The sequence below is a fragment of the Bradyrhizobium sp. IAR9 genome (assembly GCF_013408065.1).
Lineage (GTDB): Bacteria > Pseudomonadota > Alphaproteobacteria > Rhizobiales > Xanthobacteraceae > Bradyrhizobium.
Genome location: NZ_JACBZW010000003.1, coordinates 509,826 through 530,438, shown reverse-complemented (window position 1 = coordinate 530,438; position 20,613 = coordinate 509,826). Strand labels below are relative to the sequence as shown.

The window sequence follows — 20,613 nt, the reverse complement described above, 5'->3', positions numbered from 1 at the left end:
AGCTCCGATCACGGGAGACAGTAGAGCACGATCGGCATCGCCTGCTTGCTCAAATTTTCGGCAAGACCCCGCTCGCGCGACAGGCGCTTGGCGAGATGAACCGACTGCCAGTCTCCGAGCCCGGTATCGTTGAATCCCGCTTTCCTGGCGAGGCCGCGCATCTCAGCATTCGCCCGCGCGGTCTCGGCAGCGATCATCTCATGCCCGAGATCAATCGCGCGCGTTTCCATCGCCGTCATCATCTGAAGGCCGAGCCCCATGCGCTGGAAGGCATCGGCAACCGAGATCGCAAATTCGCCGTGCCGGGCCGTCGCATCGTACGCGTATAGCGCTTCGCCGATGATCCTGCCCCGTCCCTCCTCCCTGAGCTCGGCGAGCAAGGTGAAGTTGTCGAGACCGCCGCTCTTGGCGATGCATTCGGCCGCGACCACGCCGAGGTCGGAACGCGCACCACTGAAGCGCTTGTTGCGTGATGTCGTGGAAAGGCCGGTGAAATAGACCGACAGATTCTCCACGTCGGATGCGCTCGCGGTTCTGATGCAGACCATGCCGTTTGCGTCGGCCAGTTCGACCGGCTCGACGACGGCTCCCGGAAACAGCTGTGACATGCGTGATGCTTTCGGCAGGTTGCTGGGACTTGCAGACCTAGCCGAGGCCGCTCACCGTCCGCTTGGACGGAGCTGCCAATCATGCGGATGAAAACGAACAGCTCGTTTTCATGTGCCGCGGGTCACACACGGGAGAGCGAAGGCACCTCCTCGGGCACGATCGCCTGAAGGCCGCCGAAGCGGCGCTCGCGGCCGTGGAAGGAGGCCAGGGCGGCGGCGAGATCGCTGGCGTCGAATTCAGGCCACATCCGCTCGGTGAAGTGCAGCTCGGCATAGGCGCCTTCCCAGAGCAGGAAGTCCGACAGCCGCTTCTCGCCCGAGGTGCGGATGATGAGATCGACGTCGCGCAGACCGGCTTCGCCGGTGACGAGCTGTGAGAAGGCTTCGCGGGTGAGGCTCGTCAGCGCGGCCGCCTTCGCCGCGGCATTGAGGATGGCATCACGCGCGGAATAGTCGACGGCGATACGCAGGTGCAGCGTTGAGCCTTCAACTGTCGCGTCTTCGGCTCGTGTGATCGCATTGGCGATACCGTCAGGCAAGCGGTCGCGGCGGCCGATCACGGTGAGGCGCACGCCGTTCTTGACCAGGCTCTGCACCTCGTTGGCGAGATAGAAGCGCAGCAGGGTCATCAGCGCCGCGACCTCGGGCTTCGGTCTCCGCCAATTGTCGGTCGAGAAGGCGTAGAGCGTCAGCGTGCCGATGCCCTGTTTTGGCGCGGCCTCGACGATGCGGCGGATGGTTTCGACGCCGGCCTCGTGGCCGCGCACGCGCGACAGGCCCCGCCGCGTCGCCCATCGTCCGTTGCCGTCCATGATGATGCCGACATGAAGCTTTTCGTTGCGGGACGCAAGGTCACTTTGCATTGCAAAGTCTCCGGTCAAAAAGGGGGAGGATCAGGTCGAGACGATACCGAGGCGGCCGAGCGGCGGCGCCTCGCGGCCGGCGGCTTTCGCAGCGTCGCGCACCAGGCGTTCGAGCACGGCGAGATAGTCGAGGAAACGGCGGCGCCCGGCCTTGGTGAGGCGGCAGGTGGTGTGCGGGCGATTGCCCTCGTAGCCCTTGGTCACCTCGACGAGGCCGGCCTCCTGCAGCACGCCGAGATGCCGGCTGAGATTGCCGTCGGTGAGGCCGCACAGCTGCTTGAGGTCGGCGAATGCCAACCCCTTGGGATGCGCCATCAACGAGGTCAGAAGCCCGAGCCTCGCCTTCTCGTGGATCACGCGGTCGAGCCCTTCATAGGAGAAAGGCGCGCTGTCAGCCTTCAACATCATGGTCTCCAGATGCGACATAGAGAATGCCCGCCATCACCGACTGCCCGATCACGTAGGGCAGGCCCATGGTCCATGGCGACAGCGTGTGCGTCTGGCTCGCGAGCACCACCACGGCGAAGCCGGACACGAAATACCAGGCGCCGGCGAGCGCGACGGTGCGCGGCAGCGAGCGGACGGAAGCGAAGATGCCGAGCGATACCAGGATCTGCCACAGGCCCGGGAGCAGCCACAGCGTCTCGCCCGCGAACTTCCACATCACCACCGCGAGCAGCACACCGGCAACGCCCGCCGGCAGAAACTGCTCGACCGCCTGGTGGATCATGGCGTCGGCCAGACCCGAATGATGGCGGCGCGAACGCGCGCGCATCTCGATCCCGATGATCAGGCCGGACAGCGCGGCGGCAACGAACCAACCGAAGAAGAAGCCGAGCGGCTCGCTGTTGGGATCGCCCAGCAGCCAGAATTGCAGGATCGCGGTGAGCAGCGCGACAGCGCCGGTCGCCGCCATCGTCGCGGGGCCATAGCCGCGGAATGCCGTGCCGGCCGCAATCTGGCTGCGGATCGCCACGATGTCGGCCAGTGCCTTGTCGAGATCGCGCAACGCCAGAACCTCGCTCCGCCCGTGTTTCCGGGATTGCTCGTCCCGTTACTTTGTAATGCAAAGTATATGGCATTGCAAAGCAAACGCAAGCCTGAAAGTCGCCGCGAGAGGATTCCGCCGGCACAGACAACTGCCGGTTGCGCACGCCCGGCTCCCGTAGATAAGATGCGGTCCAAAAGCGTCCGGGGGCTGGTATGTGGCTTAAGTCATTTATTCTCGCATCTCTATTGCAAATAGGTATCGCCGGAGCCGCTAATGCGGCGGGACCGTTCGGCAGCGTCAATGTCGGCAACTGGATCGGCGGCGCCTTCAGCAACGACCAGACCGGTGCCTTCTCCCATTGCGCCGCGACGACGCCTTACCTCAACGGCGTTATCCTGGTTGTCGGCTACAACGCTGTCGGCACCTGGTCGCTGGCCTTTGCGAGCCCGAGCTACCGCTTCAAGCAAGGTGAGAACGCCGCGATCGACGTCATCTTCGACGGACAAGAGCAGGCGAGACTGTTCGCCACGGCCAATCAGCCGAACATGCTCACGGCGGTCATGCCCGCCAACGTGGTGCGTACGTTTCAGAAGGCAAGCCTGATGGTCGCAACCAGCGGCCGCACCGTGCTGAATTTCGACCTGACATCGACCGGCCCGGTGATCGCGGCATTGGCCAATTGCGTGAGCAAGGTGAAAGCCGACGGGCTCGACAAGGCCGGCGACTTCACCAAGGTTGCGGCGAAGCCCGCAGTGGCCGGCGACAAGCAAGGTGCGCCTCCCGCCAAGCCGGGACGAACCGGAACCTTCACCGGCACTGGTTTTGTGGTCAGTCCCAACGGACATATCGTCACCAACAGTCACGTGATCGATAGCTGCACCGGAGATATCAAGGGCAATCTCGCCGGTGAGGCCGCGATGGTTCTGCGCGTTGTCTCCAGCGACGCGACAAACGATCTCGCGCTGCTGCAGGCGCCGGCGACGGCAGTATTCAAGGATTTTGCGAAGATCCGGGACCGCTCGATGCACTCCGGCGATTCAGTGGTGGCCATCGGCTTCCCGCTGCACGGCTATCTCTCCTCCGACCTGACCGTGACGACGGGAATCGTCAGCTCACTCAGCGGCTTCCGCAATCACACCGGACGTTTGCAGATCAGCGCGGCTGTTCAAGCGGGCAACAGTGGGGGCCCCTTGTTCGACTTGTCCGGCCAGGTCGCCGGCATCGTCGTTGCCAAGCTCAACGCGCTCAGGATGATCAAAGAGACCGGGCAGCTGACGGAGAATATCAACTTCGCCATCAAGACCGGCGCGTTGCGCGACTTCCTCGACAACTCCGTGGTGCCCTACCAGACCGCAGAGCCCAAGGGCGAACTGAAGACAGCCGACATCGCCGCCAACGCCCGCGCCTACACGATGCTGATCTCGTGTACCGGCACGGAGCAGGCGGACGCGAAGCGGTAAACCGCTCCGCCTTCAGTACGGAGCGACGGGCCGCACGCGCCGCGGCGGCCGCGGTTGCGCCGGCAGCCCCTGGCCGTAGGCGAAGCGCGGATTGCGATCGCAGTACAAGAGCCGGCCGGACACGCTGGCCTGGCATTGTTCGTAGGTAGCGTAGGCGCATTCGCCGGGATAATCATAGTCACCGCCCTGGGCGCACCATGGATAGTCGCGCGCAGCCGCGGGCGTGACGGTGGCGAAACCCGCGAGGACCGCCGCGCTGAACGTCAGCAGCATCAATTGCTTCTTGCGCATGATCCAACTCCTCTCTAGCTGGCCCGAGATACGGCGCCATCTATTATCAGGTTTCGCAACGCGGTTTTATTCCAGATCAACGAAACAAGGCACGCAAGAAAAAAGCCCTGCCAAACGGCAGGGCTCCTATCCTCACGATCACAAGGCCGCTACTCGACCTTCAGGCCGGCGAACTCGACGACCTTCTTCCACTTCTCGGTCTCGGCCTTGATCTCCTCGCCAAACGCCTCGGGAGTCTGCACCCGCGGCTCGCCACCGAGCTCGACCAGACGCTTGGCCATGTCGGGCTCCTTGATCACCGCGTTGACCTCGGCGTTGAGCTTGGCGATGATCTCCTTCGGCGTATTCTTCGGCGCGCCCATGCCGAACAGTGCGCTGGCCTCATAGCCCTTGACGGTGTCGGCGATCGGCTGCACGTCAGGCAGCTGCGCCGAGCGTTCCGTGGTGGTGACCCCGATGGCGCGAAGCGAGCCGGAGCGGATGTGCTGGATGATCGAAGGCATGTTGTCGAAGATCACCTGCACCTGGCCGGCGAGCATGTCGGTGATCGCGGGCGCGGCGCCGCGATAAGGCACGTGCTGCATCTTGCAGCCGGTCATGGCCATGAACATCTCGCCGGACAGATGCACCGAGGTGCCGTTGCCGGACGAGGCCATGTTGACCTTGCCCGGATTGGCCTTCACGTATTCGATGAACTCGGCGACGTTCTTGGCCGGCACGTCCTTGTTGACGGTCATCACGTTCGGCACGCGTTGGAACGAGGCGACCGGCGCCATGTCGCGCACGAAGTTGAACTTCAGATTGGTGTAGAGCGAGGCGTTGATGTAGTTGGCCGGATTGACCAGCTGCAGCGTGTAGCCGTCGGGCTCGGCATTGATGACCGATTCGGTGGCGATGTTGTTGCCGGCACCCGGCTTGTTCTCGATCACGAATTGCTGGCCGAGCTTTTCCGACAGGCGCTGGCCGATCAGCCGCGCCAGGATGTCGGTGGCCCCGCCCGGCGGATAGCCGACCACCCATTTCACCGGGCGGGCCGGATAATCGGCGGCAAAGGCCTTCGACAGCGGGGTGGCTGCAAGCGGACTGGCGGCGAGCAGGCCCAGCGCGGTACGGCGAGTGATCATCTCAAGGGTTCTCCCAACGTGTTGTTCTTGAAGCCAGATTGCTTGAACCCGGCGTCGGTGGGGTTGTAACAAAGCTTGCGGAGCGCGGAAAGTGCACGGGGCGCATCACGACGAAAGGATAAGACATGCCTGTTAAAGTCGAGGCCCTCGATCATCTCGTGATCAACGTCGCCGATGTCGCGGCCAGCGCGGAGTGGTACCGCAGAATTCTCGGCATGGAAGTCAAGGTGTTCGATCCCGGCGGCGGCAAAGCGCCGCGGACTTCGCTTCACTTTGGTAACCAGAAGATCAACGTCCGGCCGCGCGACGCCGACAAGGTGGAGTGGTTTACCGCCGACCAGGCGACCGCCGGCAGCGAGGACCTCTGCTTCCTCACCTCCGCCGCGCCCGACGAGGTGGTGGCGCATTTGCAGGCACACGGCATCGCGATCGAGGAAGGCCCGGTTCCCAAGCAGGGTGCGCGCGGCACGCTGCGCTCGGTCTATTGCCGGGATCCCGACGGCAGCCTGATCGAGATCTCGTCATACGGAGATTGAGGCCGGTAGGGCCATCGCCGCCTGCCCCATCGTCATTGCGAGCGAAGCGAAGCAACCCAGACTGTCTCCGCAGACGCAGTCTGGATTGCTTCGTCGCAAGGGCTCCTCGCAATGACGAGGAGAGAGGGCAGCCTCACACGCCCCCCGATTTGCGCCCGGCGCCGTCCGATGGCAGGAAGACGCAATCATCAGAAGACAGCCGCCATCAAGATGCAGGCTGCACGGGGAGGATCCATGCCACTTCAACAGACCGCAGCCGGGACCGTCGGCCCATTCGACGGGCTCGACGTGCCCTGGCTATTGAGGATGCGCGCCGAGGTCCGGCGTGACCATCCGTTCCTGATCTGGGCGCCGTTCGATGCGCCGGCGCAGCGCTGGAGCTATGGCGAATTTCACGAGCGGGTCGGCGCGCTCGCGGCAGGGCTGGCACGGCGCGGCGTCAAGCCGGGCGAATATGTGCTCATTCATCTGGACAATTGCATCGAAGCGCTGCTCGCCTGGTTTGCCTGTGTCGAGTTAGGAGCCATTGCGGTCACCACCAACACCCGCTCGGCGCCGGCCGAGATCGCGTATTTTGCCGATCATTGCGGCGCGGTCGCCGCGATCACGCAGCCAGCCTATGCGGAGATCGTCGCGCAGAACTGCCGCAACATAAGCTGGATGGCGGTGACCTCGCATGATGCGGGCGCAGCGCCCGCGCACGGCGTCTCGCGCGGCGACAGTTTTGAATCCCTGTCCGCCGACAGTGCCGACCGCCCCAGGCGCGTGGCCGATCCGCTGGCGCCGTGCAGCGTGCAGTACACCTCGGGCACGACCTCGCGCCCCAAGGCCGTGCTGTGGACCCATGCCAACGCGCTGTGGGGCGCCAAGATCAACGCCGCGCACGAGGACCTGCACGCCAGCGACGTGCACCAGACCTATCTGCCGCTGTTCCACACCAATGCCCTCGCCTACTCCATGCTGGCGACGCTGTGGGTCGGCGCCACCTGCGTGATCCAGCCGCGCTTCTCCGCGAGCCGGTTCTGGGGTGTCGCGCGCGAGCACGGCGCGACCTGGACCTCGACGATTCCGTTCTGCATGAAGGCGCTGCTCGAGCAGGAGATCCCGAGAGATCACAAATTCCGCCTGTGGGGCACCGCGATCAACGAGCCGCCGGCCTTTGCCGCCTTCGGGATCAAGATGATCGGCTGGTGGGGCATGACCGAGACCATCACCCACGGCATCGTCGGCGAGGTCGACCAGCCCAACATACCGATGTCGATCGGCCGCGCGGCGCCGGAATATGAAATCCGCATCACCGACGATGAGGGACGTCCGACCGAGGTCGGCGACACCGGCAATCTCGCGATCAAGGGCATCGCCGGCCTGTCGCTGTTCGCCGAATATCTGCACAACGAGAAAGCGACGCGCGAGAGCTTTGACGCGCACGGCTTCTTCCTCACCGGCGACCGCGTCGAGCGACTTGCGAACGGCACCATCAAGTTCGGCGACCGCGCCAAGGACATGCTGAAGGTCGGCGGCGAGAACGTCGCGGCCTCCGAGATCGAGCAGGTGATTGCGCTGGTGCCGGGCGTGCGCGAGGCCGCCGTGGTGGCGAAGCCGCATCCGATGCTGGACGAGGTGCCGGTCGTCTTCATCATCCCGCAAGGCGGCGTCGCCGGTGCTGCGCCAGATCTGCACGAGCGCGTCATGGAAGCCTGCCGCAAGGGCCTTGCCGACTTCAAGGTGCCGCGCGAGATCAGGCTCGTCGACGACATGCCGCGCTCGACGCTGGAGAAGGTGGCGAAGGCGGAACTGCGGAAGATGGTGGGGTAGCGCACGGCCACACGGCGCGCTGCCGTAGGGTGGGCAAAGCGAAGCGTGCCCACCATTCAAAGTGTGATCGGAGAGAGCTCGTGGGCACGGCGCTTTGCGCCTTTGCCCACCCTACGGCAGCGGAGAACGTCGCGTTAGAACGACCCCAGCGCCACAGGCCTGAACGCCTGCAGCAGCTGCTGATCGAGCTTGCCGCCCATGCCTTCCATCATCCCGAACGCACGGGAATGCGTGAAGGGCATGCGGTAAGCGCGTTTCTCGACCAGCGCGGCATAAATGTCGACGATCGTCGTCAAACGGACGATGTCGCTGATCTGGTTCGACGACAGGCCGTTCGGATAGCCTGAGCCGTCGAGGAATTCGTGGTGATGCAGCACGACGTCGAGCATCTCCGGCGGGAAGCCGCCTTGCGCTGCGAGCGCGTCATAGCCGCGGCGCGGATGCTGGCGGACCTCGGCCATCTCCTCGTCGGAGAGCTTGCCGGGCTTGTCGAGCAGCGCGGAGGGAACGAAGGCCTTGCCGACATCGTGCAGCAGCGCAGCGCGGGTCAGCCGGCGCTGGTCGTCCTCGCGCATGCCGAGGTGCTGCGCGAACGAGACGGCGAAGCCGGTGACGAACAGGCAGTGCCGGTAGCTGCCGACATGGTGGCAGCCCACCGTGGTGAGCCATTCGCGCAGCGAGGAGTGCTTGATCGCCTTCAGGATCTTGCTCTCGGCGGCGATCACGTCGTCGAAGGTCAGGGGCACGCCGAGCGGCAGCTTCTCGAACATCTTGGCCAGCACCGCGTGCGCCGCCTCGACGCCGCGGTTGAGCGTCTTGCCGCGGTCGGTCGCGTCATAGGCGGCGGTGTCCGGGAAGGCGGCGCGGATGCGCTGAAGGATGGCGTCCGCCTGGAGCGGCCGCGAGATGGTGTCGGTGGCGCCCAGCGCCCAGGCCTGCATGGTGCCGTGATGCAGCGCATCGGCAAGCACGAACAGCCGCGGCATCGAACGATAGGCGTCGCCGCGCAGCTTGTTGCGCACCCGCTGCACGCTCTCGGGCGAGCGCAGGTTGATATCGACCACGAGGCCGGAGAGATCGCGTGAGGGCTGCTCGGGAATGCCCTGCGTCGTCACCGTCGAGACATCGCCGACCGCCTTCAGGATGCTGGCGAGCTCGGTGCTCTCGTCGCTCCGATCGGAGGCGAGCAGAAGCCGGCGTTTGGCGGCGGTTTTGGCTGAGGCGTTCATGACTTCCCCAAAGCACGGGATTGGATTTGGCGTCAGCCTAAGCCGGATCAGGTTCTCTGGCCCTTAAGAGGGGTGCTCAATGGAACCTTCTGGAATTGGGTGCAATTTTACGGATTTCGGTTCCGGAAGGGGAACGGCAAAAATCGCGAAAACAACCCCATGCACAGTAGAAGGGGCATTGAAAGATAAGGGGAATTTTGAGTGCGCTCCCCCCGCTATCATCGCCCGGCTTGCCGCCTTCGCTGAAGCCTTCGGCGCGCCGAGCACTCGTGTGAGCCTCGGCGGAGCCGGGACCGGGCGACCCAGTACGCCGAGGCGGTGGGGCCGGAACCGAGAAGCCGCGACGTACGGGATGCCCCGCCTTCGCGGGCATGACATCGAGATTGGGGAGACAGCCACCAAAACAAATCCGCCGGAGGTTGCCCTCCGGCGGATCGTCTCATTCTGCAATCGCGCTCGGCTTACGCCTTCATGCTCGCCTTCACGGCCTCCGCCGTGATCGGCAGTGCCCGCACGCGGGCGCCTGAGGCGTTGAAGATGGCGTTGCCGATGGCGGGGGCGACCACGGTGACCGCGGGCTCGCCGACACCGGTGGCCTTCTCGCCATTGGCGATCACGGTAACCGCGACTTCGGGCATCTGGCTCATGCGCAAGGGCGTGTAGCTATCGAAATTGGTCTGCTCGATGCCACCGTCCTTCAGCGTCGCCTTCTCGTACATCGCCAGCGACAGGCCCCACAGCGCCGCGCCCTCGACCTGGGCGCGGATGTTGTCGGGATGCACCTGCGTGCCGACGTCGGTTGCGACCGTGAGCTTCTTCACGGTGACCGCGCCTGACGGCGCCACCGCAACATGGGCGACGCACGCCGTCCAGCTTGCGGTCGCGCGCTCCTGCGACGAGACGCAGGCGACCCCCATGCCCTCGCCTTTCGGCAATGGCCTGGTGCCGTAGCCCGACAGTCCCATCGCGGCGAGCAGTGTGTTGCGCAGCCGCTGCGCGCCGCCGTCGTTCTTGCCGGCGCCGTCGAGCAGCGAGATGCGGAACTGCGCGGGATCCTTGCCCGTGGCAGCCGCGATCTCGTCGATCATGCTTTCGACCGCCCAGAAGGTCCAGCCCGGCGCCACCGAGCGGAGCTGGCCGGACGGCGTGGCATTGTGCGCCAGCTCGTTCTTGATCGCGCGCACATAATGGTTGGGCACGGTGTAGAAGAAGTCCGCGCCGTTGACCGTGAAGCTGTCGAGCGGACCCTTCTTGTCGACCGAGGGCGTCAGGAAATCGGGGATTCCCCAGCGCGCGGTCGGCCAGGCCGAGACCACGTCGTGGCTGAGCGCGACGAGCTTGCCGTCGCCGTCCACGCCGGCCTTGACCTTTTGGTAGGTGAGCGGACGCGAGAAATCCATCGTCATGTCGTTCTCGCGCGAGTAGATCACCTTGACCGGCTTGCCGACCGCCTTCGCCGCCTGCACCGCGGGAATCATCATGTCGGCATCGAGCCGGCGGCCAAAGCCGCCGCCGAGCCAATGCTGATGCATGACGACGAACTTCGGATCGATCCCGGCCGCACCCGCAGCGATCGCGCCGGAGCGCGTCGCGAACTGGTTGCCGGAATAGATGTGCAGGATGTCGCCCTTGAACTCCGCGGTGGCGTTCATCGGCTCCAGCGGCGCGTGGATGTTGATGCTGGTGGTGTACTCGGCTTCCACCACCTTGGCCGCCGAACCGAAGGCCGCGTTCGGATCGCCGTCCTTGACGAAGAACTGGCCGGAATCCTCCAGGCCCTGAAGCCGCTTGGCCTCGTCTAGCAGCGACTGGCTCGACAGTTTTGCGTTCGGACCGCCGTCATAGGCGATCTTCAGCGCATCCGCCGCCTTGCGCGCGTTGGCGTAGGTGCTGGCGACCGCGACGACCCAGCCGGAGGTGGTTCCGGTCTTGTCGTCGAGGATGACGGCCTTCATGAAGCCGGGCACCTTCTTGGCGTCGCTGTCGTCGACCGACTTCACGGTGGCGCCGAAGCGTACCGGCGGGGTCACCACCTTGCCGTAGGCCATGCCCGGCAACATCACGTCGATGCCGTACTTGGCCGTGCCGTTGGTCTTGGCGGGGATGTCGAGCTGCGGCACCGACACGCCGATCATGGTGTATTGGTCCGGCGTCTTCAGCTTGATCGCCTTCAATTCGTCCGGCGTGAAGGTTTTCGTCGCCTTGCCGCTCTTGACGATCTCGGCAAAGGTCATCTGCTTCTTCGACTTCGGATGCGAGATCACGGAGTCGCGGACCACGAGCTGGTCCTTGAAATAGGGCGGCAGGCCCATGGCCGCGGCGGCGGCCTCCGTCAACGCGATGCGGCCGGCCGCACCCGCCCGGCTCATCGCCTCGAAGTTCATCATGGTCGACCAGCTGCCGCCGGTGATCTGCGCGCCGAGCACGGGATCGTTGAACTTCGGATCGTTGGAGGCGAGCTGCACGCGCATGTCGCTCCATTTCGCGCCCAACTCCTCGCAGACGATCTGGGCCATGGTGGAGGCGATGTGCTGGCCCATGTCGGCCTTGCCGCAGGTCACGGTGACGAGACCATCCGGCGCGATCGCGTACCAGACGCTCGGCTCGAAATTCGCGGAAGCCGCGGCCGAGGCGGAATCGATGCCGGGCACGCCGGCATAGCCGAGCACGAGGCCGCTTGCGGCGGTGCCGACCAGGAAGGAGCGGCGGCTGAGATCGGTCGTCGCGGGGGTGACGTTCTTGACGTGCCGATTCATGTGGGCCTCCGTTCGGTGGAGGTGGCGGATGCGGTGCGCATCTCGGATGCGGCGCGCATGATCGCCTTCTGGATCCGCGAATAGGTCATGCAGCGGCAGAGATTGCCGTCCATATGCGCGACGACCTCTTCCTTGGTCGGATTGGGATTCTTCGACAGCAGCGAGGCCGCCTGCATGATCTGCCCGGACTGGCAGTAGCCGCATTGCGGCACCTGCTCGGCAACCCACGCCTTCTGCAAGGGATGATCGCCCTTGGCGGAGAGGCCTTCGATGGTAGTGATCTTCTTGCCGGCGACATCACTGAGCATGGTCTGGCACGAGCGCACGGCTTCGCCGTTGACGTGCACGGTGCACGCCCCGCACAACCCGGCACCGCAGCCGAACTTGGTGCCGGTCATCTGCAATTGCTCGCGGATTGCCCAGAGGAGCGGCGTGTCGTTCGCCGCATCCACGGACAGACTCCGCCCGTTGATGGTGAGAGTTGGCATAGGCGTCTTCCCCTGCCGGTGCATGAAGCCGCTTACGGCGGCAACTTGAATGGCGGACGCCCACCGGGCTGGCGTCAGCCTTGGCCGCGAGCATGATCGGGTTCGGGTGCCGTGGCAAATGCAATTTGGAACGAGTCGAAAAAACCGCTTCTACACTTGCTCGTTGTGCGCCGCGCCAACGACGCCGACGCAGCGACTGGACACAATAGCGCGTGCGTCAGACATGCGTGCCATCGCGTTCAGGCAGTTTCTTCCAGGTAACTTGGCGACGTAGAATGCAGCCAACCACGAACCTTACCCTCCCCTGAAGGGGGAGGTGAAACACTGAGATCGCGGCTAGAACAAAAAGAATGGGGCGGAAGCAATGCCAAAGATCAATCGGGACGGCGTCGGAATTTACTACGAGGTCCACGGCAACGGTCCGCCATTGCTGCTCACCCACGGTTATTCCTCGACGTCGGCGATGTGGCATGGACAGGTCGATGCGCTCGCGAAGGATCACACGCTGATCCTGTGGGACATGCGCGGCCACGGCCAGTCCGATTATCCCGATGATCCCAACGCCTACAGCGAAACTCTGACCGTCGGCGACATGGCGGCGATCCTCGACGCGGTCGGCGCTGAGCGCGCCATCATCGGCGGCCTCTCGCTCGGCGGCTACATGTCGCTCGCGTTCTATCGCACCTATCCGCAAGCCGCCCGTGCGCTGCTGATCATCGATACCGGGCCCGGCTTTAGGAAGGACGACGCCCGCGAGGCCTGGAATGCGCGGGCGCTCGGCACCGCCGACAAGCTCGATCGCGAAGGTCTCGACATGCTGAAATCGGCGACGCGCGAGCGCGCCACCGCCAGCCATCGCAACGCCAGGGGATTGGCGCTCGCCGCACGCGGCATGCTGACCCAGCGGGATGCGCGCGTGATCGAGCTGCTGCCCGACATCAAGGTGCCCTGCCTGATCGTGGTCGGCGCCGACGACACGCCGTTCCTGGCCGCGTCCGATTACATGGCCGCAAAAATCCCGGGCGCACAAAAGGTCGTGATCCCCGCGGCCGGCCACGCCGTCAACATCGATCAGCCCAAGGCTTTTGTTGACGCGGTCGTGCCTTTCCTGAAGAACTTGCCGGCCTAGGCTAGGCAATGAGGACGTCGACCATGATGCGAGCGATCTTCGCGGCGGGCGCAATGGCGGCGCTGTTGTCGGCAGCGCAGGCCGAACCGTTCGGCACAGTGCCGCCGCGCCAGCCCTTCGTCACGACCTTGTCGAACAATACGCCGCTCGCCTTCGGCATGGATGCCGAGCAGACCGCGCGCGCCCTTGGGCAGCCGCTGCAATATGTGCGCGGGCGTCCCGGCAACGAGATCTATCTCGCGCTTCGCAACATCGGCGGCAGCGGCTTGATCCCCTATCGGCACCGCCTGTTCCTGCAATTCCGTCATGGACGGCTGGCAGGATGGAAGGAGGATTACGGCGAGAACTGGATGTGGGAATAGGTGCGGCCTCTCATCCTGAGGAGCTTGCGCAGCAAGCGTCTCGAAGGATGAAAAGCCCCCCGCCGCTGCATCCCGGTCTTGCATCCTTCGAGACGCGCGCGAAGAGCGCGCTCCTCAGGATGAGGGAAGAGAGTGAATTCCGTGACAACCAAGAAGGACAACCCGCGTGGGACAAGACATCAAGCTGACGGCCTCCGACAATTTCCAGTTTGGCGCCTATCGCGCCGATCCCGGTGGCACGCCGAAGGGCGCGGTGGTGGTGATCCAGGAGATCTTTGGCGTCAATCACCACATCCGCTCGGTCTGCGACCGCCTCGCCGGGGAAGGCTATGTCGCGATCGCGCCCTCGATCTTCGACCGGACCGCGCCGGGCTTCCAGTCGGGCTATTCGCCCGATGAGGTCGCCGAAGCGCGCAAGTTCGTCGCCAACCCCGATTGGGCCGCGATGCTGCGCGACACCCAGGCCGCGATCGATGCGGTGAAGAGCGTGGGCCCGGTGGGCATCATCGGCTTTTGCTTGGGCGGCAGCATCGCCTTTGTCGCGGCGACGCGGCTGTCGGGACTGAAGGCTGCGATCGGCTATTACGGCGGCGCGGTCGTGCGCTTCGCCGACGAGACGCCGAAGGTGCCGACGCAACTGCATTTCGGCGAGAAGGATGCGGGCATCCCCTTGACCGACGTCGAGACCATCAAGTCGAAGCGGCCGGACGTGGAGGTGTTCGTCTATCCGGGCGCCCAGCACGGCTTCCATTGCGACGAGCGCGCGAGCTACGACAAGGCCAGCGCCGACATCGCCTGGCCGCGCAGCATGGACTTTTTCGCGAAGCATTTGAAATAGGGACGAACTCTCTCCACAAGGAGAGACAACACGCGGCGTCCCCTCGCGGAAATCGGGTGGCCGCATCCTGCCGCCCGGCGATAGAGCTGGCCAATCGAGCCAGCTCACGCCGGGAGATCGCCATGCAGCAAGCCATCACGCACCTCGTCATCCGCAATCCGTTCGGAACCATGGATGTCCCCTCACCCGATGATTCCGAGGTGATGGATTATGCCGCGACGGCCAGGCTGGCTGGCGACGCCGCGGACGGCAATGCTGCGGCGTGGACAGCGACCGCGGCGCCATCCGATCCGCTCGAAGGCAGCTGGGCGAGCCGCTGGAATGGCGGCGCCGATCCGACCATCGCTGGCGACGCCGCGGAGAAGTGGAAACAAGGGCGCGCGGAAGTGCGCATCACGGGCAGCCGGATCTATCTGCGCTTCGACTGGGACAATGGCCGCCGGCACGGTCTGATCGACGCCGCGCGCGAGGGCGCGGATCGGCTGGTCGGAAAATATATCAACCTGACCACGCCGGCGATCACACGGCCATGGGTCGGGCGCGTGGTCGACGCTAACAGGATCGACGGGTGCTTTCCGGAGGGGCGGCTGGATTTCAGGCGGTGAGCTAGAACCAGCGCTCGCCGACGAACACGGTGTCGCCGGGATTCAAGGGAGTGCCGAGCGGCACCACGGCGCGCATGGAGCCGCCGTTCTCGGTGTGCGTGATGGTGACCACGTCGCGTTTGGCGCGGGGCGAGAAGCCGCCGGCGATCGCGACCGCGCTCTCGACCGTCATGTTCGGCACGTACGGATATTGGCCGGGCGCGGTGACTTCGCCGAGAATGAAGAACGGGCGATAGGCCTCGATCTCGACCGCGACCGAGGGCTCGCGGATGTAACCATTGCGCAGGCGCGCGGCGATCTCGCCGGCAAGGCCCGCCGTGGTGCGGCCGCGAGCCGGCACCGCGCCGATCAGCGGCATGGTGATGGAGCCGCCCGCATCGATGGCGTAGCTGTTGGTGAGACCTTCCTGGCCGTAGACCACGACGCGGAGCTTGTCGCCGGCGTCGAGATGGTAGGAGGCGTCGTAGCGCACCGGCGCCATCGGCGCGGCGTAACCGACCGGCATGGGTGCGGGCGAGGAGGCAAAGGAATTGCGCAGCGCGCCGATGGCGCCGCCGCCGTCGGCGACGACAACCGGTTGCGGCGCATTGTAGGGCTGGCCATAGGCCATGGAATCGAGATCGGCGCGGGGCTGCATCACCGCGACGGGGCCGGCGGTCTGCATGCAGCCGCCAAGGGTCAGCGCGGCGGACGCTGCCAGGGACGCTGCCAAGATCGACCATCGAAACGCGCGTGCAACCGGCACCGGACCAATCCCTCGAAACGAGACGGCTTAAGTGATGCACCGGTTATGGTTAATAAAGCGTTGAGCGGGGCGGCTGTGACCGTCGCACCCTCCCCTGGAGGGGGAGGGTCGATCGCGCGCAGCGCGAGCGGGGTGGGGCGATCTCTCCACTGGCGCGCTGTTGGATGTGGAGAGACTGTCACCCCACCCCGCTACGCATTCCGCTTCGCTGCATGCGTAGCGACCCTCCCCCTCCAGGGGAGGGTAAGCAAGATGCGTCGTCTCCTTACACACCCACACCGATCGGGCAGGACACGCCGGTGCCCCCTAAGCCGCAATAGCCGGCGGGATTCTTCGCCAGATATTGCTGATGATAGTCCTCGGCGAAATAGAATTCGCCTGATGGCGCGATCTCGGTGGTGATGGCACCGAGGCCCCTGGCGGCGAGCGCCTTCTGATAGAGCGCCTTCGACTCATCGGCCGCCTTCTTCTGCGCATCGGAAGTGGTATAGATCGCGCTACGATATTGCGTGCCGACATCGTTGCCCTGACGCATGCCCTGCGTCGGGTTGTGGCTTTCCCAGAACGTCTTCAGCAGCGTCTCGTAAGAAATCCTGTTCGGATCGAACACGACCAGCACCACTTCGGTGTGACCGGTGCGTCCCGAGCAGGTCTCTTCATAGGTCGGGTTCGGCGTGTGGCCGCCGGCATAGCCGACGGCGGTGGTGTAGATGCCATCGCCGAGCTGCCAGAACTTGCGCTCGGCGCCCCAGAAGCAGCCGAGCCCGAACACGGCCTGCTCGAGGCCGGTGGGATAAGGCGGCTTGAGCTTGCTGCCGTTGACGAAATGGAAGGTCGCGGTCGGAATGGCTTGCGCACGGCCGGGCAGCGCCTCGGCTGCGCTCGGCAACGCGGTGGTCTTGCGCATGAACAGCATGATTGGATCTCCGCAGACGAGCCGTCCGTCGCCCGAGCCAGATGTTCAGGCGGCGTGCTCGCGATCAGGTGGGAATATAGGGATCTACGCTGGCGTGGGCAGCCTTGTTACGCCGCGCGGCTGGCGAGCGCTCAATCCCGGCGGGAATTGAGGATCAATCCCGGGGATTGAAGATCAATCCCGGGAATAGCCGATCAGCGGTTTCCGCGGCCGGAACAGGATCATCAGCAGGATGCCGAGAATGCCGAGGACGGCGAACACCGGCTGATCCAGCAGCAGGCGGATCACCGAGGTCCAGAGCCAGGGCGCCTTGGCCTCGACCCAGGTGCGGAATGCCGCTTGGCTGGCCTGATTGATGTCGTTCCAGAACTGGCCGAACCGGGTGAATCTGAGGGTCTGGTCGGCCACCCAGCGGGCGCCGTCATAGACCATGAAGATGAACCCGCCAGCGAGCAGCAACAGCCCAATCAGTCGGAAAAAACCGCGGATCATGCCTCACCTTATATGGTCGTCCGATCGGAGGAGCCGACAAAACGCCGCCAGCCAATAGCCGGGAGACGGCAGAAATTCAACCTCTTCAGGGCGTTACGACGCCCCTGGACGGCCCCGGAGGCCGCTTTTCCAGCCTGGAAAGCGTTGACGGTGCCGAAGACCCTCTCTATAAGGGCGCCAACTGGCGGCGGGCGCAATCCTGCCGCCGCTGTTCTTTGAGCAGTTGCAGGCTCCTTGAGCTTAGAGCTCTTTGCGGCCTCATGTTCCGGGGACAGCCCAGCAACCGAACACCCTAAATCCGAGCGTCGATTCCGCGGTCAAGCAAGCCGGCGCTACCCGACCAAGACGCGACCGGTACCCGCAAAGGATATTGAGACCATGGCCAATACCACTTCCGCCAAGAAAGCGACGCGCAAGATCGCCCGCCGCACCGCCGTCAACAAGTCGCGCCGCACCCAGATGCGCGGTGCCGTGCGTAACGTCGAAGAAGCCATCGCGACCGGTGACCGCGCCGCTGCCGTGAAGGCGCTGGCGAATGCCGAGCCCGCCTTGATGCGCGCCGCCCAGCGCAACATCATTCACAAGAACAACGCCAGCCGCAAAGTCTCGCGCCTCACCGCGCAGATCGCCAAGCTCGCCAAGTAACGAGCCAGGTAACGGCGAACCAATCGGTCGGCCGATCCGATCGAACATCGCATGCGTCAAACAGCCCGGCATCGCGCCGGGCTTTTTTGTTGCCCGTCATATTCACGCAACCGGTCACGCTACAGTCGATCTTCGATCGGAAGGTTTGCACCGCCTGCGCTATTCTTCGTTCCGTAGTTCTACCTGCCGGTAACTTGCAACAGTGGAAACTTTCACCGCGTTGCAAAAACCCCTGTGCTGCGGGGCTAAGATGAATTCGCGCGCGTAAGAGTTCTGCACACCGTAGATTCACCGGAACGCGCACGGCTTGGAGTTACCCTGTGAAACGAGACTCAAAAAGCGATGTCTCGCTAATCACTTATCGACATAGCGACCGCAAGCATTTGGAAAATTCGCCGACACGTCCGGCGCGTGACGAATTTGTAAAAATTTTTTTAGCAGTGACGGAGAATTGTCACATGATGCCCGGCATTCTCGATTCTGTGCACGAATCCAAAAACTTGCTTCCGAGCCTGTGAACAACTCCCGCGCGGCGTTAACCGAGGTCAAGTTTTTTGACGCCTCAAGTGTGAATCAATTTCGTTGCGAGTCTTTCCGCATAGTGTATTCCTTAAGTCGTCAGCGGCGCCCACGATCTTCAGACCAGCGCGGTTTAGGAAACGGGGCGAGCGTGCAAATCGGCGGCGGTGTGCACGTAGGCGACGCTTCAAAAAGCGAATGTCGGATCAAAAACCCATAGCAATATGGGAATGGTATCTCTTTGTCTGAATGTCTCCAAGCGGGATCTTGCGTATCCCTCGCGAGGCGCACGGACATCGCAAAGTTACCCCGACACGAGCGAAGGCGAAGCCGAGCGGACGAGCAGTGCAGACGGGCAGGTCATCAGCGATTTTCGTCGCGGGTGTCTTCAGAAGCAGGACCTTGTCGTGAGCGATCACGGCAGGACGGGGAGGTATCATGTCCTACGGATTCAACGCGGTATTGACACAAGTTCCATCGTTCAACGATGCCGTCTCCGATCCGTCCTGCGTTCAGCCTCCCACATGCGAGAGCGCGTCGAGTACGCGCTGACCTCGCGAACTCTCCATCTCCGACATCGCTGATCTGACCTGCGGCGTTTGCGCCGAACGGTCGAGCTATGCCTGACGATGGACTCGCTTGAGGTCGCGCCATGACAGGAAACCCTGCTTGGCGCTCACCACGCAACCTTATCTCTCAAGAGAAGTTTTCTGACGATGACAATGGAACAGGATCGCTGGTCACGCGTGAAGGGTCGGCTGCGCTCGAGCGTTGGCGAAGACGTTTACACGAGCTGGTTTGCGCGCATGGATCTGGAAGGCGTGCAGGAGGAGAGCGTGCGGCTCTCGGTGCCGACCCGGTTCCTGAAGAGCTGGATTCAGGCTCATTATGCCGAGCGCGTGCTGTCGTGCTGGCAGGCCGAGATGCCGGAAGTGCATCGCATCGACCTCACGGTGCGTTCGGCCGTGCGCCCGGTGATACAGCCGAAGGAAGCCCCCGCGCCGGTCGAGACGCGACGCACGCCCACGCCGGAGCTGCGCTCGACCGCGACCGCGCCGGTGTCGGCCAATCATGATGCGCTCGGCGGCTCGCCGCTCGATCCGCGCCTGACCTTCGCGAGCTTCGTCGTCGGCCGTTCCAACACGCTGGCGCATGCGGCCGCGCGCCAGGTCGCCGAAGGTCGCCGCGGCGACCCCGTGATGTTCAACCCGCTCTACATCCATGCCGGCGTCGGCCTCGGCAAGACGCACCTGCTCCAGGCGGTGACCTGGGCCGGCAATTCCGGCAACGAGCGCAAGGTGCTGTATCTCACCGCAGAGAAATTCATGTACGGCTTCGTCGCCGCGCTGAAGACGCAGACGGCGCTGGCCTTCAAGGAAGCGCTGCGCGGCATCGACGTGCTGGTGATCGACGATCTGCAGTTCCTGCAGGGCAAGTCGACCCAGGCCGAGTTCTGTCACACGCTGAACGCGCTGATCGATGCCGGCCGCCAGGTCGTGATCGCGGCCGACCGGCCGCCGTCCGATCTTGAAAGCCTCGACGACCGCGTCCGCTCGCGGCTCGCCGGCGGCCTCGTGGTCGAGATGGGCTCGCTCGGCGAAGAGCTGCGCCACGGCATCCTCAAGTCGCGCGTCGCCGCGGCCCGCGCCCATCATGCGACCTTCGAGGTGCCGGAGGAGGTGCTGCATTATCTGGCGCGCACCATCACCCACAACGGCCGCGACCTCGAAGGCGCGATCAACCGCCTGCTGGCGCACTCGAAGCTCAACAACCGGCCGGTGACGCTGGAGATGGCCGAGCACGAGGTGCGCGACCTGGTCCGGCCGCAGGAGCCGAAGCGGATCAAGATCGAGGACATCCAGCGCGTGGTGGCGCGGCAGTATAATGTCAGCCGCTCCGACCTGCTCTCCTCCCGCCGCACCGCCAATGTGGTGCGCCCGCGCCAGGTGGCGATGTATCTCGCCAAGACGCTGACCCTGCGCTCGCTCCCCGAGATCGGCCGCCGCTTCGGCGGGCGCGACCACACCACGGTGCTGCACGCCGTGCGCAAGATCGAGTCCCTGGTCTCCAAGGACACCGCACTGTCAGAGGAAGTGGAGTCGCTGAAGCGCCAGCTTCAGGAATAAACGCCTAAGGCGCTCCTGCCATTCTCCCGCCGCCCCGGCCATGCCTGGGCGGCGGCTTTCGTTTGGGCGGTAAAT

At 64.5% G+C, this 20,613-nt stretch carries 21 protein-coding genes; 9 read left to right on the top strand and 12 right to left on the bottom strand.

The annotated features are described in order from the left end of the window. Positions 1-8: 8 nt before the first annotated feature. The 4 genes from GGD67_RS11560 to GGD67_RS11545 all read right to left on the bottom strand — a co-directional run bounded on the left by GGD67_RS11560 (position 9) and on the right by GGD67_RS11545 (position 2,480). The gene (locus GGD67_RS11560; RefSeq protein ID WP_179732809.1) at positions 9-608 is read right to left on the bottom strand and encodes a GNAT family N-acetyltransferase; all 600 of its coding nucleotides are present in this window, start codon (positions 606-608) and stop codon (positions 9-11) included. 122 nt (positions 609-730) lie between these two features. After that, entirely contained in the window at positions 731-1,471 is a 741-nt protein-coding gene (locus tag GGD67_RS11555; protein WP_018319484.1) for a di-trans,poly-cis-decaprenylcistransferase, read from the bottom strand. Positions 1,472-1,501: 30 nt separating this feature from the next. Continuing rightward, positions 1,502-1,876, bottom strand: a complete 375-nt coding sequence (locus GGD67_RS11550; RefSeq protein WP_026202187.1) for a winged helix-turn-helix domain-containing protein — start codon at positions 1,874-1,876, stop codon at positions 1,502-1,504. Continuing rightward, positions 1,863-2,480: a hypothetical protein gene (locus tag GGD67_RS11545; protein ID WP_179732807.1), complete on the bottom strand. Its 618-nt coding sequence runs from the start codon at positions 2,478-2,480 to the stop codon at positions 1,863-1,865. Before GGD67_RS11545 ends, GGD67_RS11550 begins: the two co-directional genes overlap by 14 nt. A gap of 194 nt (positions 2,481-2,674) precedes the next feature. On the opposite strand from GGD67_RS11545, the gene GGD67_RS11540 reads away from it, so the two are divergent. Further along, on the top strand, positions 2,675-3,922 hold the full coding sequence (locus GGD67_RS11540) for a S1C family serine protease (protein ID WP_179732805.1): 1,248 nt from the start codon (positions 2,675-2,677) through the stop codon (positions 3,920-3,922). A gap of 12 nt (positions 3,923-3,934) precedes the next feature. Here GGD67_RS11540 and GGD67_RS11535 read toward each other — a convergent pair whose 3' ends face one another. Together GGD67_RS11535 and GGD67_RS11530 are read right to left on the bottom strand one after the other, a co-directional pair. Further along, positions 3,935-4,213 carry a DUF3551 domain-containing protein gene (locus GGD67_RS11535; protein WP_179732803.1) on the bottom strand — a complete coding sequence of 93 codons (279 nt, stop codon included), beginning with the start codon at positions 4,211-4,213 and terminating at the stop codon, positions 3,935-3,937. A 149-nt stretch (positions 4,214-4,362) separates the two neighbouring features. Beyond that, positions 4,363-5,337: a tripartite tricarboxylate transporter substrate binding protein gene (locus GGD67_RS11530; RefSeq protein ID WP_018319479.1), complete on the bottom strand. Its 975-nt coding sequence runs from the start codon at positions 5,335-5,337 to the stop codon at positions 4,363-4,365. 125 nt (positions 5,338-5,462) lie between these two features. On the opposite strand from GGD67_RS11530, the gene GGD67_RS11525 reads away from it, so the two are divergent. Next, on the top strand, positions 5,463-5,873 hold the full coding sequence (locus tag GGD67_RS11525) for a VOC family protein (RefSeq protein WP_018319478.1): 411 nt from the start codon (positions 5,463-5,465) through the stop codon (positions 5,871-5,873). Between the two features lie 234 nt (positions 5,874-6,107). After that, positions 6,108-7,688, top strand: a complete 1,581-nt coding sequence (locus GGD67_RS11520; protein WP_179732801.1) for an AMP-binding protein — start codon at positions 6,108-6,110, stop codon at positions 7,686-7,688. 134 nt (positions 7,689-7,822) lie between these two features. Here the strand turns inward: GGD67_RS11520 and GGD67_RS11515 are convergent, their stop codons facing one another. The 3 genes from GGD67_RS11515 to GGD67_RS11505 all read right to left on the bottom strand — a co-directional run bounded on the left by GGD67_RS11515 (position 7,823) and on the right by GGD67_RS11505 (position 12,161). Further along, the gene (locus GGD67_RS11515; RefSeq protein WP_018319476.1) at positions 7,823-8,917 is read right to left on the bottom strand and encodes an HD-GYP domain-containing protein; all 1,095 of its coding nucleotides are present in this window, start codon (positions 8,915-8,917) and stop codon (positions 7,823-7,825) included. Between the two features lie 461 nt (positions 8,918-9,378). Further along, entirely contained in the window at positions 9,379-11,673 is a 2,295-nt protein-coding gene (locus GGD67_RS11510; RefSeq protein ID WP_179732799.1) for a molybdopterin cofactor-binding domain-containing protein, read from the bottom strand. Continuing rightward, entirely contained in the window at positions 11,670-12,161 is a 492-nt protein-coding gene (locus GGD67_RS11505) for a (2Fe-2S)-binding protein (RefSeq protein ID WP_018319474.1), read from the bottom strand. The genes GGD67_RS11510 and GGD67_RS11505 overlap by 4 nt, the downstream gene beginning before the upstream one ends. A 364-nt stretch (positions 12,162-12,525) precedes the next feature. Between GGD67_RS11505 and GGD67_RS11500 the strand changes: the two genes are divergently transcribed. The 4 genes from GGD67_RS11500 to GGD67_RS11485 all read left to right on the top strand — a co-directional run bounded on the left by GGD67_RS11500 (position 12,526) and on the right by GGD67_RS11485 (position 15,095). Then, positions 12,526-13,290, top strand: a complete 765-nt coding sequence (locus tag GGD67_RS11500; protein ID WP_179732797.1) for an alpha/beta fold hydrolase — start codon at positions 12,526-12,528, stop codon at positions 13,288-13,290. 23 nt (positions 13,291-13,313) lie between these two features. Continuing rightward, complete coding sequence (locus GGD67_RS11495) at positions 13,314-13,652, top strand: hypothetical protein (RefSeq protein WP_179732796.1); 339 nt, start codon at positions 13,314-13,316, stop codon at positions 13,650-13,652. Between the two features lie 166 nt (positions 13,653-13,818). Further along, the gene (locus GGD67_RS11490) at positions 13,819-14,490 is read left to right on the top strand and encodes a dienelactone hydrolase family protein (protein ID WP_179732794.1); all 672 of its coding nucleotides are present in this window, start codon (positions 13,819-13,821) and stop codon (positions 14,488-14,490) included. A 122-nt stretch (positions 14,491-14,612) separates the two neighbouring features. Then, a complete protein-coding gene (locus GGD67_RS11485) occupies positions 14,613-15,095 on the top strand; it encodes a hypothetical protein (protein WP_179732792.1) in 483 nt (160 codons plus the stop codon). A 1-nt stretch (position 15,096) separates the two neighbouring features. On the opposite strand, the gene GGD67_RS11480 is transcribed toward GGD67_RS11485, so the two are convergent. The 3 genes from GGD67_RS11480 to GGD67_RS11470 form a co-directional block, all read right to left on the bottom strand. Then, positions 15,097-15,840 carry a polysaccharide biosynthesis/export family protein gene (locus tag GGD67_RS11480; protein WP_018319469.1) on the bottom strand — a complete coding sequence of 248 codons (744 nt, stop codon included), beginning with the start codon at positions 15,838-15,840 and terminating at the stop codon, positions 15,097-15,099. 265 nt (positions 15,841-16,105) lie between these two features. After that, entirely contained in the window at positions 16,106-16,756 is a 651-nt protein-coding gene (gene msrA, locus GGD67_RS11475) for a peptide-methionine (S)-S-oxide reductase MsrA (RefSeq protein WP_179732790.1), read from the bottom strand. A gap of 174 nt (positions 16,757-16,930) precedes the next feature. Continuing rightward, entirely contained in the window at positions 16,931-17,248 is a 318-nt protein-coding gene (locus GGD67_RS11470) for a hypothetical protein (protein ID WP_018319467.1), read from the bottom strand. Positions 17,249-17,626: 378 nt separating this feature from the next. Between GGD67_RS11470 and rpsT the strand changes: the two genes are divergently transcribed. Beyond that, positions 17,627-17,893, top strand: a complete 267-nt coding sequence (gene rpsT / locus GGD67_RS11465; protein WP_018319466.1) for a 30S ribosomal protein S20 — start codon at positions 17,627-17,629, stop codon at positions 17,891-17,893. Between the two features lie 1,235 nt (positions 17,894-19,128). Beyond that, positions 19,129-20,538, top strand: coding sequence for a chromosomal replication initiator protein DnaA (dnaA, locus tag GGD67_RS11460; RefSeq protein WP_026202184.1), 1,410 nt, complete (start codon positions 19,129-19,131; stop codon positions 20,536-20,538). Positions 20,539-20,613 lie beyond the last annotated feature (75 nt).

Coding starts and splice junctions, on each gene's coding strand:
- GGD67_RS11560 (WP_179732809.1), bottom strand. CDS start 608: ATGTCACAGCTGTTTCCGGGAGCCGTCGTCGAGCCGGTCGAACTGGCC.
- GGD67_RS11555 (WP_018319484.1), bottom strand. CDS start 1,471: ATGCAAAGTGACCTTGCGTCCCGCAACGAAAAGCTTCATGTCGGCATC.
- GGD67_RS11550 (WP_026202187.1), bottom strand. CDS start 1,876: ATGTTGAAGGCTGACAGCGCGCCTTTCTCCTATGAAGGGCTCGACCGC.
- GGD67_RS11540 (WP_179732805.1), top strand. CDS start 2,675: ATGTGGCTTAAGTCATTTATTCTCGCATCTCTATTGCAAATAGGTATC.
- GGD67_RS11535 (WP_179732803.1), bottom strand. CDS start 4,213: ATGCGCAAGAAGCAATTGATGCTGCTGACGTTCAGCGCGGCGGTCCTC.
- GGD67_RS11530 (WP_018319479.1), bottom strand. CDS start 5,337: ATGATCACTCGCCGTACCGCGCTGGGCCTGCTCGCCGCCAGTCCGCTT.
- GGD67_RS11525 (WP_018319478.1), top strand. CDS start 5,463: ATGCCTGTTAAAGTCGAGGCCCTCGATCATCTCGTGATCAACGTCGCC.
- GGD67_RS11520 (WP_179732801.1), top strand. CDS start 6,108: ATGCCACTTCAACAGACCGCAGCCGGGACCGTCGGCCCATTCGACGGG.
- GGD67_RS11515 (WP_018319476.1), bottom strand. CDS start 8,917: ATGAACGCCTCAGCCAAAACCGCCGCCAAACGCCGGCTTCTGCTCGCC.
- GGD67_RS11510 (WP_179732799.1), bottom strand. CDS start 11,673: ATGAATCGGCACGTCAAGAACGTCACCCCCGCGACGACCGATCTCAGC.
- GGD67_RS11505 (WP_018319474.1), bottom strand. CDS start 12,161: ATGCCAACTCTCACCATCAACGGGCGGAGTCTGTCCGTGGATGCGGCG.
- GGD67_RS11500 (WP_179732797.1), top strand. CDS start 12,526: ATGCCAAAGATCAATCGGGACGGCGTCGGAATTTACTACGAGGTCCAC.
- GGD67_RS11495 (WP_179732796.1), top strand. CDS start 13,314: ATGATGCGAGCGATCTTCGCGGCGGGCGCAATGGCGGCGCTGTTGTCG.
- GGD67_RS11485 (WP_179732792.1), top strand. CDS start 14,613: ATGCAGCAAGCCATCACGCACCTCGTCATCCGCAATCCGTTCGGAACC.
- msrA (WP_179732790.1), bottom strand. CDS start 16,756: ATGCTGTTCATGCGCAAGACCACCGCGTTGCCGAGCGCAGCCGAGGCG.
- GGD67_RS11470 (WP_018319467.1), bottom strand. CDS start 17,248: ATGATCCGCGGTTTTTTCCGACTGATTGGGCTGTTGCTGCTCGCTGGC.
- rpsT (WP_018319466.1), top strand. CDS start 17,627: ATGGCCAATACCACTTCCGCCAAGAAAGCGACGCGCAAGATCGCCCGC.
- dnaA (WP_026202184.1), top strand. CDS start 19,129: ATGACAATGGAACAGGATCGCTGGTCACGCGTGAAGGGTCGGCTGCGC.